General features: G+C 56.4%; 11 protein-coding genes. 1 reads left to right on the top strand and 10 read right to left on the bottom strand.

Annotated elements, in window-relative coordinates; translation table 11 throughout:
• Positions 1-368 (top strand): glycoside hydrolase domain-containing protein (locus tag QZ303_RS09975; RefSeq protein ID WP_295732318.1); only part of this gene is annotated, 368 nt, incomplete at its 5' end.
• 177 nt (positions 369-545) lie between these two features.
• Here the strand turns inward: QZ303_RS09975 and QZ303_RS09980 are convergent.
• The 10 genes from QZ303_RS09980 to thrS form a co-directional block, all read right to left on the bottom strand.
• A complete protein-coding gene (locus QZ303_RS09980) occupies positions 546-1,820 on the bottom strand; it encodes an iron-containing alcohol dehydrogenase (RefSeq protein WP_295732320.1) in 1,275 nt (424 codons plus the stop codon).
• Positions 1,821-1,928: 108 nt separating this feature from the next.
• Positions 1,929-4,037: a membrane protein insertase YidC gene (yidC, locus tag QZ303_RS09985; RefSeq protein WP_295732322.1), complete on the bottom strand. Its 2,109-nt coding sequence runs from the start codon at positions 4,035-4,037 to the stop codon at positions 1,929-1,931.
• 26 nt (positions 4,038-4,063) lie between these two features.
• Positions 4,064-5,683, bottom strand: coding sequence for a CTP synthase (locus QZ303_RS09990; protein WP_295732324.1), 1,620 nt, complete (start codon positions 5,681-5,683; stop codon positions 4,064-4,066).
• Between the two features lie 278 nt (positions 5,684-5,961).
• Positions 5,962-6,747, bottom strand: coding sequence for an acetylglutamate kinase (gene argB / locus QZ303_RS09995; RefSeq protein ID WP_295732326.1), 786 nt, complete (start codon positions 6,745-6,747; stop codon positions 5,962-5,964).
• A gap of 41 nt (positions 6,748-6,788) precedes the next feature.
• Entirely contained in the window at positions 6,789-7,910 is a 1,122-nt protein-coding gene (gene prfB / locus QZ303_RS10000; protein WP_295732328.1) for a peptide chain release factor 2, read from the bottom strand.
• Positions 7,911-7,955: 45 nt separating this feature from the next.
• Positions 7,956-9,764 carry a long-chain fatty acid--CoA ligase gene (locus QZ303_RS10005; RefSeq protein WP_295732330.1) on the bottom strand — a complete coding sequence of 603 codons (1,809 nt, stop codon included), beginning with the start codon at positions 9,762-9,764 and terminating at the stop codon, positions 7,956-7,958.
• 244 nt (positions 9,765-10,008) lie between these two features.
• A complete protein-coding gene (gene rplT, locus QZ303_RS10010; RefSeq protein ID WP_068959708.1) occupies positions 10,009-10,359 on the bottom strand; it encodes a 50S ribosomal protein L20 in 351 nt (116 codons plus the stop codon).
• 161 nt (positions 10,360-10,520) lie between these two features.
• Entirely contained in the window at positions 10,521-10,715 is a 195-nt protein-coding gene (gene rpmI / locus QZ303_RS10015) for a 50S ribosomal protein L35 (RefSeq protein ID WP_295732334.1), read from the bottom strand.
• Between the two features lie 78 nt (positions 10,716-10,793).
• On the bottom strand, positions 10,794-11,384 hold the full coding sequence (gene infC / locus QZ303_RS10020) for a translation initiation factor IF-3 (protein WP_295732336.1): 591 nt from the start codon (positions 11,382-11,384) through the stop codon (positions 10,794-10,796).
• 9 nt (positions 11,385-11,393) lie between these two features.
• Positions 11,394-12,689, bottom strand: a 1,296-nt coding sequence (gene thrS, locus QZ303_RS10025) for a threonine--tRNA ligase (RefSeq protein WP_295732338.1), incomplete at its 5' end; no start/stop codon positions are given.

The following is a 12,689-nucleotide window of genomic DNA, read 5'->3' on the forward strand; positions in this document are numbered from 1 at the left end:
GATATTGCGGCGACGAGGACAACGGCCAGACCTCGGCATGGTATGTGTTCTCGGCCCTCGGGTTCTATCCAGTGGCTCCGGGTACGGGAGAATATGCCCTCGGCAGCCCCTTGTTCAAAAAGGCCGTGCTCCATTTCGAGAACGGCAAGAGCATGACCATCGACGCCCCCGACAATTCCGACAAGAATGTCTATGTCGATGACTTGACTCTCAACGGCAAGAAACACGACAGGAACTTCATCACCATGAAGGAACTCTTCGATGGCGGTGTCATGGACTTCGACATGGGTCCCACTCCCAATAAAACCCGTGGCACCCTACAGTCGGCAGCTCCCTACTCATTCTCTAAAGAGCCGGCAAAGAAATAAGAGTTATTCCAAGAAACCGCCTCTAACGAGGCGTGTATCAGACATTTCAGACCCGTCCGACCGGTCTGAACTGCTTGACCTGTCCGACGACTCTCTGGAATGGCTTATCCCCATACGAAACGGCGTTGTGTCGATTTTTTCGATACAACGCCGTTTTCACATATCCTTAAAGCGGAATCAGAGCAACTTGTTGTAGATCTTCTTAGTGTCCCTGCTTGTCAGTTCCACATAGTTTCCGATGGACTGACCCTTATGCAGGTGAAGCGCTTCCACAAGAGACGTTACATCGGGCGAAGCGATACCCATGCCGGCGAAATCCGACGGCATTCCCAGGCTCCGGTAGAATTCGCGCAGACGCCTGATCCCTTCGGCGGCTATCTCCCCGGTCGAGAGGGTACGATGCACGCGTATGCCCGCATCGAGCAGCGAAAGTTCGTCGTCGTCAGCGTCCTGCTCATGCACAGGCACATCCATGACACGTCGGGCGAACTGCGCTACCTTACCCGGATTTTTCTCCGCCACATATTCCATCCATGCGGGTACAACCGCAGCGAGACCCGCACCATGCGCCACCTCCGGATAGACTGCGCTGATTTCATGCTCGATGAAGTGGCTCGACCAGTCCTCGCGACGCCCTGTTCCGCACAGTCCGTTGTGGGCGAGGGTGGCGGCCCACATGATGTTTGCGCGCGCCTGGTAGTCGTCGGGCGAGTCCATCACCCTGCGCCCCTCGGTGATTATGGCTTTGAGCAGACCTTCCGCAACGCGGTCGGTCACCTCGCAGTCGGGAGTATTCGAGAAGTAGCGTTCGAAGATATGCGCCATCATGTCGACGATGCCGCAGGCCGTCTGCCACGCGGGGAGCGTCATGGTAAACTCGGGATTCATTATGGAGAACTTGGGACGGAGCACCGACTCGGTGCGCAGGCTCAGCTTTACAGGCCCGACGGGATTGCCCTCCTTGTCGGTCTCGCCATAATCCGGCATACGTGTGATTACCGAGTTGCCAGACCCTTCGCTGCCGGCTGCCGGGATGGTGAGCACTACCCCGACCGGGAGCGCATGTTCCGGGACGAGCTTTCCGCAATAGAAGTCCCAGAAATCGCCGTCGTAGGGGACGCCGAGGGCTATAGCTTTGGCGGTGTCGATTACCGAGCCGCCACCCACGGCCACAATGATGTCGATGTTGTTGCGGCGCACGATGTCGATACCCTCACGCACCTTGTCGTCGGTAGGGTTGGGCGTTATACCCTCGAAGTTGAACGTGTCGAGTCCGGCAGCGTGTAGCGAACGGACGGTGCGTCCGACAGCACCGCTGCGCACGGCTGAACCACCTCCGAACACGACCAGCGCACGCGTGCCCCCGAACTCACGTGCCAGTTCTCCGGCACGCCTCTCCGTGTAGCGTCCGAACACGAACTTCGTGGGAGCATAGTAGACGAAATTATCCATGATAATAAATTTAGCTATTTTAGGGTTCAAGATATTTAAAAGTCAGGATCTCTAAGGCCTGATAGAGAACCTTAAAGACCCTGACCGAATATATTTCAAGAGATTATATCAGCGACGTTTGCCTCCGCCCTGGCGCTTCTGCTGTTCACGGAGCATGGCCTGCTGCTGGCGCTGAGCCTCTTCAAGGCGTGCCATGAATCCGCTCTTCTTGCGGGGTTTCTTGGCGGCCTCAGCCATCTTCGCGCGCATCTTGTCCTCGCTGACGACCTTACGGAAAATCATCATCTGCACGATGGTGATGAGCAACGACAGGAAGTAGTAGTAGGAGAGGCCTGCGGCGTAGTTGTTGAAGAACACGAGGAACATCACCGGCATCAGATACATCATCCACTTCATGCCGGGCATGGCGGAGGAAGATGGCTGGTTGGCCATGGTGAACTTTGTGTAGAGGATGTTGGTCACCGTCATCAGCAAACAGAACAGCGACACGTGGTTGCCGAAGTACTCTGTGACAAGCGGAATGTTGCCGGTCCAGGTGATTATAGCGTCAGGCGCCGAAAGATCCTTAGCCCAGAGGAACGACTGTCCGCGCAGCTCGATGCATGAGGGGAAGAAGGCGAACATGGCAATGAGCACAGGGAACTGGAGAAGCATGGGGAGACACCCGGCCATCGGGTTGGCTCCCGCGCGGGAATACAATTCCATGGTCTTTTGCTGGCGAGTCATGGCATTCTCCTGCCCGGGATACTTGTCGTTGATGGCTTTTATCTCGGGATTGAGCAGGCGCATCCTGGCCTGCGACATGTAGCTCTTGTAGGTGAACGGGAAGAGGATGAGCTTGATAAAGATGGTGAGGAACAGGATGATCACACCATAGTTGGTAAACCATGAGCCAAGTATGTCGAACACCGGAATGACAATCCATGTATTGATCCAGCGGAATATAGGCCATCCGAGCGGAATCAGGCGCGTGAGGTCAAGGTCATCGTCGGGAAAAAGCTCCTTGTCGACAGCCGAGAGCATCGGATAGAGGTTGGGGCCGATCAGGATGTCGAACGTGGCGGCCTTGTCCGCTCCGGGATTATAGTCGAGGGTGGATATGGCCTCCATCTCCTTGAGATAGTCGGGATCGTCGTTGATTGACAGCACGGTCGACTTCAGCATGGCGTTGTTGAACGGATCGCGGGCGATGAACGCCATCGAGAAGAACTGGTTCTTGAACGCCATCCACTTCACCGGCTCGTTGACCTCTTTGGAGTCCGAAGAGTTCTCGCTCAGATTGTCGACACCTCCGCCGGCATACTTATAGTAGACTGCCGAGTTGCGCTCCTCAAACATGCGCCCCTCTTCCTGACGGAGCATGCGTTGGTTCCACACGAAGTCCATAGTCACCACACTTGACGGGATGATGCTCTGCATACCCTTCTGTTCCACGTCCAGGCGCACCACATAGCTGTCGGGGAGCAGCGTGTAGCGCAGACCGAACTGTGTGCCCTTTCCGAGGTCGAGGCTCATGAGCACCGACGAATCGGTGACTTCTGTGGGACGGAAGTAGAAGTCGCGGGTGTCGAATTCCCTGTCGGCTGAGTTCAGTATGAACGAATAAGCATCGTCATTGCCGGAAATGACCTTCACCTTGCCGCCACGGAAACTGTCGTAACGTGCAAGCTCGGCCATGGTGATCATGGCCCCCTTGGTGGAGACATCGAGCGATATGACATCGTTGTGCAGACGGACAGTGTCGTTGGTGCCTTGCAGATAGCGTGCGAATCCCTGGTATTGCGTGAGGTCGCGCAGAAGGTTCTTGACCTTTGCCACCGCATCGGTGTAGGCCTTGGCGCTTATTGCCGAGGAGGCGATGGCTGCGGCAGGGTCGGCAAGAAGTCCGACGGGAACATCGGCAGAGTCGACGCGCACATGTCCGGTGACCTCCGTCCCGTTGCCGGCGAGCACGATTCCGTCGCGGTCGATGTGGCCCGTGCCGGTACTGTCGGGAGCGCCGTAGCGTGCCACGGCATCGGCAAGCATCACGAACTGTCCGCGCGTGAGCGAATCGGAAGCAGAGGCAAGAAGGTCGTCAGCGGCAGCCTGCGCCTGCTCCTGCGTCACTTCCACGTCGGGGGCAGCCCCGGGCTGCGGCTCCGGCTGATTGAGCCAGATAAATCCTAAGAGCACGGCACCCATCAGAAGCATGCCGTACATGGTGTTCTTATCCATTCAGTCGTGTTTAGTTTCTTATCCTTTTATTTGTTCATTTTTTCTTCGCCATAGACGATGGCGCTCTTGATGAAATCGAGGAAGAGAGGATTGGGGGAGAGCACGGTCGAGGAGTATTCCGGATGGTACTGCGTTCCGATATACCATCGGTGGTCGGGCAGCTCCACCACCTCCACCAGGCCGGTGGCGGGGTTCTCACCGGTACATTTCATGCCCGCCTCCTCGAAGCGCGCACGATAGTCGCTGTTGAACTCGAAGCGGTGGCGATGGCGCTCGCTCACCAAGTCGCGGCCATAGGCACGGGCCACACGGCTTCCGGGGGCGAGGCGGCAGTCATAAGCACCGAGACGCATCGTGCCACCCTTGTCGGTCACCGACTTCTGCTCGTCCATAAGGTCAATCACGTTGTGGGGAGTGTGCAGATCCATCTCGGTAGAGTTGGCGTCGGCGAGACCGAGCACGTTGCGGGCGAACTCGATGACCATGCACTGCATGCCGAGGCATATTCCGAAGGTGGGCACGTCGTGCTCGCGCAGCCACTTCAAGGCCACGAACTTGCCTTCGATGCCACGCTGTCCGAATCCCGGGGCGATGATCACGCCGTCCATCCCGGCGAGCTTCTCCCCGACATTCTCCTCCGTGAGCTTCTCGGAGTGGACATACACGAGGTTGAGCTTGCGGTCGTTGTAGGCGGCAGCCTGGAGAAGAGCCTCGTTGATCGACTTGTAGGCATCCTGTAGCTCCACATACTTGCCGACCAGCCCTATCGTCACAGTGCGCTCGGCATTCTCGAGCTTGTGCACGAAATGCATCCACGCCGCCATGTCAGGCTCGCCCTCGACAGGGACTCCCATCTTGCGCATCACGATTTCGTCGAGATGCTGCTCGTGCATCTTCAGCGGCACCTGGTAGATGGTGGGCAGATCCACCGACTGGATCACAGCATCGGCCGACACGTTGCAGAACTGTGCAATCTTGCGGCGCATGTCGGCGGGGATGTCGCGCTCGGTGCGCAGCACAAGTATGTCGGGACGTATGCCGGCTTCCTGTAGCTGCTTCACCGAATGCTGCGTGGGCTTGGTCTTTAGCTCCTTTGCCGCACGGATATATGGCACGTAGGTGAGATGGATGCAGAGTGCGCTGTCGCCAAGCTCCCATTGCAGCTGGCGCATGGCCTCGATGAAGGGGAGCGACTCGATGTCGCCGACCGTGCCACCGATCTCGGTTATCACGAAGTCGAAGTTACCGGTGTTGCCGAGCAGCTTCACGTTGCGCTTTATCTCGTCGGTGATGTGGGGGATGATCTGCACGGTCTTGCCGAGATAGTCGCCATGGCGCTCCTTGTCGATCACATTCTGGTAGATGCGCCCGGTGGTAATGTTGTTGGCACGCGTGGTGCGCATGTTTGTAAAGCGTTCGTAGTGCCCGAGGTCGAGATCCGCCTCGTGGCCGTCGACGGTCACATAACATTCGCCATGCTCATAGGGGTTGAGTGTGCCCGGATCGATGTTGATGTAAGGGTCGAACTTCTGGATGGTGACACGGAATCCACGTGCCTCAAGCAGGCATGCGAGCGACGATGATATGATTCCTTTACCCAGGGAGGACACCACGCCTCCGGTCACAAAAATGTACTTCGTTTCCACGCTGATCGGTAATTTTTTACGGCGATAGCCGCCAAAGCACCACTGCCCTGCGGCAACCAGCCAACGTTTATAATTAAAACGTCTGCAAAGGTAATTATTTTCACCAACAAATCCGGCCCACACCCCGCCAAAAATTACGTCTCTCCAACGCCCACTCCAGTACGCTCCATTACTTCCCGCCAAATATGCCGACAATTCCCCCTTTCCTGCATATGCTACCATCTCAACCAAATGTGGTGGAGAGCACCCCAAGATTTAGAGGCTTTTAATACTATATGTTACAGGATGAGGCGGGTGCCGACTGACAAGTCGGAGAGGGAGGCCGCGGAAGTGATGATGACACTCTCCACACCGCCGCGCAGGGCGTCGAAAGAGTTGGAGAGCTTGGGCAGCATGCCGCCGGAGACTATGCCGTCGGCCTTCAGACGCTCGAAAAGCGCGGAATCGATAAGGGGTATCACCGAAGCGTCGTCGTCGGCATCGCGGAGCACGCCCGGCTTCTCGAAGCAATATACGAGACGCACGTCGAAGTATGGCGAAAGCCCCGTGGCCACGGCCTGCGCCATCGTGTCGGCATTGGTGTTGAGCAAGTGACCGTGGCCGTCGTGGGTGAGCGGCGCCACTACGGGCACTATCCCCGAGCGTACGAGCGAAGCGAGGGCATCGCCTCTGACACGCTCCACATCGCCCACCCAACCGTAATCTACACCTGATGACGTGACGGGGCGGCGGTGGGAACGGATTATGTCCATGTCGGCGCCGGTCATGCCGAGGGCATCGACACCGAGGGCCTGAAGGCCGGCGACCACATTCTTGTTGACCATGCCGCCATAGACCATCGTCACCACGCGCAGCATATCGTCGTCAGTGACCCTGCGCCCGTCGATCATGGTTGTCTCCACGCCGAAAGCGGCAGCCATGCGCGTGGCCGAACGGCCTCCGCCATGAACAAGCAGCTTGAATCCCTCGATGGCGGCGAAATCACGGAGCAGACGGTCGAGGCTCGCGGCTTCCTCCACTATACCTCCACCGACCTTCACTACGGTTATACTATCCTTGCCCATAAGTATATGCTATGATGATATAAGAACGTCAACCAATCCATTTACTCGGCATCCTGTTCCTGTGCGAACTGCATCAGGTAGGCCTTGATGAACGGGTCGAGATCACCATCCATCACGGCATTCACATCTGAGGTCTGCCAGCCGGTGCGGTGATCCTTCACGCGGCGGTCGTCAAACACATAGGAGCGGATCTGAGAGCCCCACTCGATCTTCATCTTGCTGTCCTCCACCTTGCGCTGCTCGGCCAGACGATGCTGCAGCTCCTTGTCGTAGAGGATGGAGCGGAGCTGTCGCATGGCGTTCTCCTTGTTCTTGGGCTGGTCGCGGGTCTCGGTGTTCTCTATGAGTATTTCCTCCTTCTCGCCGGTGTAGGGGTCGGTGAACTGGTAGCGCAGACGCACACCCGACTCCACCTTGTTGACGTTCTGTCCGCCCGCGCCTCCCGAACGGAAGGTGTCCCAGCTCAACAGGGCCGGGTCGACATGCACCTCGATAGTGTCATCGACCAAAGGGGTGACGAACACCGAGGCGAATGAGGTCATGCGCTTACCCTGTGCATTGTAGGGCGATACACGCACCAGACGATGCACGCCGTTCTCGCTCTTGAGGTAACCGTAGGCCATCGGGCCGTCGACCTCGATGGTGACCGACTTGATTCCGGCCTCGTCGCCTTCAAGGATATTGGCTATGGCAGTCTTATAGCCCTTGTCCTCGCAATAGCGAAGATACATACGCATGAGCATCGACGCCCAGTCCTGGCTCTCCGTTCCACCGGCGCCGGAGTTGATTTTAAGCACCGCGCCGAGCGAATCCTCCTCACGGCGCAGCATGTTGCGCAATTCCATGTCCTCGATCTTGGCTATGAGGTCGGCATACATGCGGTCAAGCTCCTCCTCCTCGACAAGACCTTCCTTGATGAAGTCCCAGGCAAGCTGCAGCTCGCCCACGGCCTTGTCGACCTCATCGTAAGAGTCGATCCACTGGTGCAGCTGCTTAACCTTTTTCATCTGCGCCTGCGCCTCCTTCTGATGTTCCCAGAAGTCGGGCACATGCGTGCGGAGTTCTTCTTCTTCCACTTCTATTCGCTTCGAGTCGATGTCGAGATAGCGGCGCAGCGCATCCTTGCGCTCAACGGCCTGCTTCAGTTGGTCATATGTAATCATTGCGGGATTTAGGCTGAGGTAAATCGGTTCATTATATATTCAGAGTCATTGCGCGTACATCGCCTCTATGAGGTCGGCATACTTCGTGTTGATGACAGGTCGTTTGATCTTCAATGTATTGGTAAGCTCTCCACCCTCCATGGTAAACTCCTTCGGAAGGAGAGTGAACTTCTTTATCTTCTCGTAGTTGGCGAGTCCCTTTTCGAGCTTTTCGATACGCTGCTGGATCATGCGGTTGATCTCTGAGTCGGCCACGAGGTCGGCCATGGACTTATAGCTTATCTTCTTCTTGTCGGCATACCTGCGCAAAGCATCGAGCGCGGGGACGATGATGGCGGTGACATACTTCCGCCGGTCGCCTATGACGGCCACCTGCTCGATGTATTCGTCCTCGCCAAGGCGGCTCTCAATGGCCTGCGGGGCGATATACTTGCCGTTGGATGTCTTGAAAAGGTCCTTTATGCGGTCGGTGAGGATCAGCGCACCGGTGTCGTCGATGCGTCCGGCATCGCCGGTGCGGAACCATCCGTCGGGGGTGAAGGCCGCCGCCGTTGCCTCTGGCTTGTTGTGGTATCCGGCCATTATAGTCGGGCCGTTGACGAGCACCTCGTCGTTCTCACCTATCCGGATCTGCACGCGCGGAATCACAGTGCCCACGGTGCCTATCTCATAGCCCACGGCAGGATAGCAGGTCACGGTGGCTGTGGTCTCCGACAGTCCGTATCCGACCATGATGTTTATGCCGCACGAGTGGAGGAACTCGCATATAGTGTCGCTCAGTGGCGCTCCGGCGGTGGGGAATATGTTTCCGTTGTTTATGCCTATCACCTTGCGCAGGGGGGTGAACACGCGGGCGTCGAAGAAACGGTACTGCAGTTCGAGCCATGCGGGCACCTTGCGCCCCAGACGCACGTAATCGAGGTTGCGGCGACGGCCCACGGCAAGCGCACGTCGCACCATCACTTTCTGGAAGGCGTTCATGCGCTGTATCTTGGCCTGGACGGCTGCGTAGACCTTCTCCCAGAAACGCGGCACGGAACACATGCACGTCGGAGTGGTCTCGCGGATGGAGTTCTGTATGTCGCGCGGATCAAGGTTCACATAGACCTTCATGCCCACATAGAGGCACACATAGGTCCATCCTTTCTCGAATATATGGCTGAGCGGGAGGAAACATATCGAGGTGTCGGCATCGGAGATAGACGTAAGCCGCTCCACATGCATCGGAAGGGTGGCGGAAAAGCAACTGTGGGGAAGAATGGCGCCCTTAGGCTCTCCGGTGGTACCCGACGTGTAGATAAGGGTGGCCACATCCTCCGGACGAGCCTCGTCGGTACGCCGCAATACCTCGTTGCGGCTTTCCTGCGGCGCATCTTTCCCGAGTTCCAACAACTCGTCGAAGGTGAGGGTGGTTGTATCGTCAGGCTGACGGGCATCGATATCGAATGCCACGATACGTTCAAGCGCAGGACAATTCACCATAGCCTTGCGGGCTATATCGTACTGCTCCTGATTTCCGGTAAAAAGTATCTTTATGCCGGCATCGTTCACTATGTATTCCACCTGCTCGCGGCTGCTCGTGGAATATATCGACACGGATGCGGCGCGGTTGGCATAGGCGGCAAAATCGGCCACGAGCACACCCGGGCGATTGGCAGAGAACACACCGATATTGTCGGCGGGCATGACATGCAGCCTCTCAAGGGCGGCGGCGGCCTGATCGACCATCTCGGCGAAACGTCGCCAGGATATATCGACCCACGGATGAGTGGCGGCGTCTTTGAAGCTTAACGCCGCACGGTCGCCATATTTAAGCGCCTGCCTGTGAACGAGACCGGTTAGTATGTTAGACATACCTGTATCTGGTTAGTTAGTATAATTTGCAAATTTAACAAGAAAGCCGTGATGAGCATGGTGAGGTAAAGCGCATTCTTATCGGTATTTAATATTCATTCACACTTCACCACATTCCCGCCTCGCGCCTTAACAGATTTTACCACTCCGACATGGCATGGAAAAGGCGACATGTCTGCGATGACACGTCGCCTTATATCTGTAGCCATCCCCTCGTGCGAGAGGAAAGCGCAAGGATGACCGATTATGCGTCCTTTACCTTGGCAACAACGGCCTTGAAAGCAGCCGGGTTGTTGAGGGCGAGGTCGGCAAGCACCTTGCGGTTGATGGCTATGCCCGACTTGTGGATGAGCCCCATAAGCTTCGAGTAGGACAGGTTCTCCTCACGTGCGGCAGCATTGATACGCTGAATCCAGAGAGCGCGGAAGTTGCGCTTCTTGTCCTTGCGGTCACGATAAGCGTAGGTAAGACCTTTCTCCCAGGTGTTCTTGGCTACGGTCCACACATTCTTGCGGCAACCGAAATAACCACGGGTGAGTTTCAGGATTTTCTTACGACGTGCTCTGGAAGCAACATGGTTTACTGATCTTGGCATTGTTTTGATAAATTTTGAACGTCAGCGGCTAAAGCTCTTTGGGCTGAACATTCGGTTAATGAAATTTTTTGTTGTCGGACCCGACAGGCGGATCCTGAATCACGAATTTACCTGCAAGAGCAGGAGAAAACGGGAGCGGCAATTCCTCTCCGGGCGAGCGATCAGAGCGCGAGCAGGTTGCGTACTTCCTTCTTGTCGACCGTGGCTACAAGGCCGGTGTGGGTAAGGTTGCGCTTCTGCTTCTTGGTCTTTTTGGTGAGAATGTGGCTCTTGAAAGCGTGTTTTCTCTTGATCTTTCCTGATCCGGTAAGGGCGAACCTCTTTTTGGCACCGGAATTAGTCTTAATCTTAGGCATTTTGTTCGTTAATTAAATATATTTGTAGATGTGGCGCGTCAAAGCGCCGAAATTGCATGTCAGATACCCGTCGAGGGATTATTTGGCGGCTTTCTTGGGCGAAAGCATGATGGTCATGCGCTTTCCTTCAAGCACCGGCATCTGCTCAAGCTTGCCGAGATCCTCGAGATCGTTGGCAAAGCGAAGCAGAAGCACCTCGCCCTGCTCCTTGAAGAGGATGGAACGTCCACGGAAGAACACATAGGCCTTTACCTTGGCGCCCTCTTTCAGGAATCCCTGGGCATGCTTAAGCTTGAAGTTGTAGTCGTGGTCGTCGGTCTGGGGTCCGAAACGGATCTCCTTCACCACCACCTTGGTCGACTTGGCCTTCTGCTCCTTCAGACGCTTTTTCTGCTGGTAAAGGAACTTCTGGTAGTCGAGAATCTTGCACACGGGGGGCACCGCCTTGGGCGAAATCTCCACAAGGTCGAGTTCCTGCTCCTGCGCAAGGCGCAATGCCTGCTGGATGGAGTATATGCCATTCTCCACATTGTCGCCGACAATGCGGACTTCGCGTGCACGTATGCGCTCGTTTACGGCATATGGTTCTTCTTTACGTGGAGCGCCACGGAAAGGAGGACGGCTGCCTCCTCTCTGCGGTCCCGAAGGATATGATGGTCTGTTGTCCATTCAGTAGGGTTATTGGTTAATCATGCTTGCGACCTCGTCGGTCAAATATTTTGCAAAGGTAGTGATTTTCATCGTACCTTTATCGCCTTCTCCCTGTTTTCTCACAGAAACTTCACCATTTTGTGCCTCTTTCTCTCCGACGACGAGCATGTAGGGTATGCGTTTAAGCTCATTGTCGCGGATTTTCTTTCCGATTTTCTCGTTGCGGTCGTCGACGATGGCGCGTACGTCGGCCTCGTTAAGCTCAGCGGCCACACGACGGGCATAGTCATTGAACTTCTCTGAGATAGGGAGCACGACGCACTGGTCAGGCACGAGCCACAGCGGAAGCTTCCCGGCGGTGTGCTCAAGAAGCACGGCCACAAAGCGTTCGAGAGAGCCGAAGGGAGCGCGATGTATCATCACCGGACGGTGCTTCTGGTTGTCGGCGCCGGTGAATTCGAGCTGGAAGCGTTCAGGCAGGTTATAATCCACCTGGATAGTGCCGAGCTGCCAGCGGCGGCCGATGGCGTCCTTCACCATGAAGTCGAGCTTAGGCCCGTAGAAGGCGGCCTCGCCAAGCTCGGTACGGGCGTTGAGACCCTTTTCGGCGCAGGCCTCTATGATGGCGTTCTCGGCGAGATGCCAGTTTTCGTCAGAGCCGATATACTTCTCCTTGTTGTTGGGGTCGCGCAGCGAAATCTGAGCCTCGAAGTTGTCGAACTTGAGAGCCTTGAAGATGTAGAATATGATGTCCATCACCTTTAGGAACTCCTCCTTGATCTGGTCGGGAGCGCAGAAGATGTGGGCGTCATCCTGCGTGAAACCGCGCACGCGTGTCAGTCCGTGAAGCTCGCCGCTCTGCTCGTAGCGGTAGACGGTGCCGAACTCGGCAAGGCGCATAGGCAGGTCGCGGTAACTGCGCGGGGCGCTACGGTAGATCTCGCAGTGGTGGGGGCAGTTCATCGGCTTCAACAGGTATTCCTCACCCTCTTCGGGGGTGTGGATGGGCTGGAACGAGTCTTTGCCGTATTTTGCGTAGTGGCCAGAGGTCACGTAAAGGTTCTTGTTGCCGATATGTGGGGTGATCACCTGAAGATAGCCGTAACGCTTCTGAATCTTGCGCAGGAACTGTTCGAGACGGTCGCGCAGGGCGGCGCCTTTCGGAAGCCACAGGGGCAGACCGGCACCGACGTTGGCGGAGAAAGCGAAAAGCTCCATCTCCTTGCCGAGCTTGCGGTGGTCGCGCTTCTTGGCCTCTTCGAGCATCACGAGATACTCGTCGAGCATCTTCTTCTTGGGGAAGGTGATGCCGTAGACGCGCAC

Origin of the sequence: uncultured Muribaculum sp., assembly GCF_910583865.1 — a bacterium.
Classification (GTDB): domain Bacteria; phylum Bacteroidota; class Bacteroidia; order Bacteroidales; family Muribaculaceae; genus Muribaculum.

What these genes read in the sequence shown, in the direction of transcription:
- QZ303_RS09980 (WP_295732320.1), bottom strand. Translation starts at nt 1,820, where the DNA reads ATGGATAATTTCGTCTACTATGCTCCCACGAAGTTCGTGTTCGGACGC.
- infC (WP_295732336.1), bottom strand. Translation starts at nt 11,384, where the DNA reads ATGGACAACAGACCATCATATCCTTCGGGACCGCAGAGAGGAGGCAGC.
- yidC (WP_295732322.1), bottom strand. Translation starts at nt 4,037, where the DNA reads ATGGATAAGAACACCATGTACGGCATGCTTCTGATGGGTGCCGTGCTC.
- rpmI (WP_295732334.1), bottom strand. Translation starts at nt 10,715, where the DNA reads ATGCCTAAGATTAAGACTAATTCCGGTGCCAAAAAGAGGTTCGCCCTT.
- prfB (WP_295732328.1), bottom strand. Translation starts at nt 7,910, where the DNA reads ATGATTACATATGACCAACTGAAGCAGGCCGTTGAGCGCAAGGATGCG.
- QZ303_RS10005 (WP_295732330.1), bottom strand. Translation starts at nt 9,764, where the DNA reads ATGTCTAACATACTAACCGGTCTCGTTCACAGGCAGGCGCTTAAATAT.
- argB (WP_295732326.1), bottom strand. Translation starts at nt 6,747, where the DNA reads ATGGGCAAGGATAGTATAACCGTAGTGAAGGTCGGTGGAGGTATAGTG.
- rplT (WP_068959708.1), bottom strand. Translation starts at nt 10,359, where the DNA reads ATGCCAAGATCAGTAAACCATGTTGCTTCCAGAGCACGTCGTAAGAAA.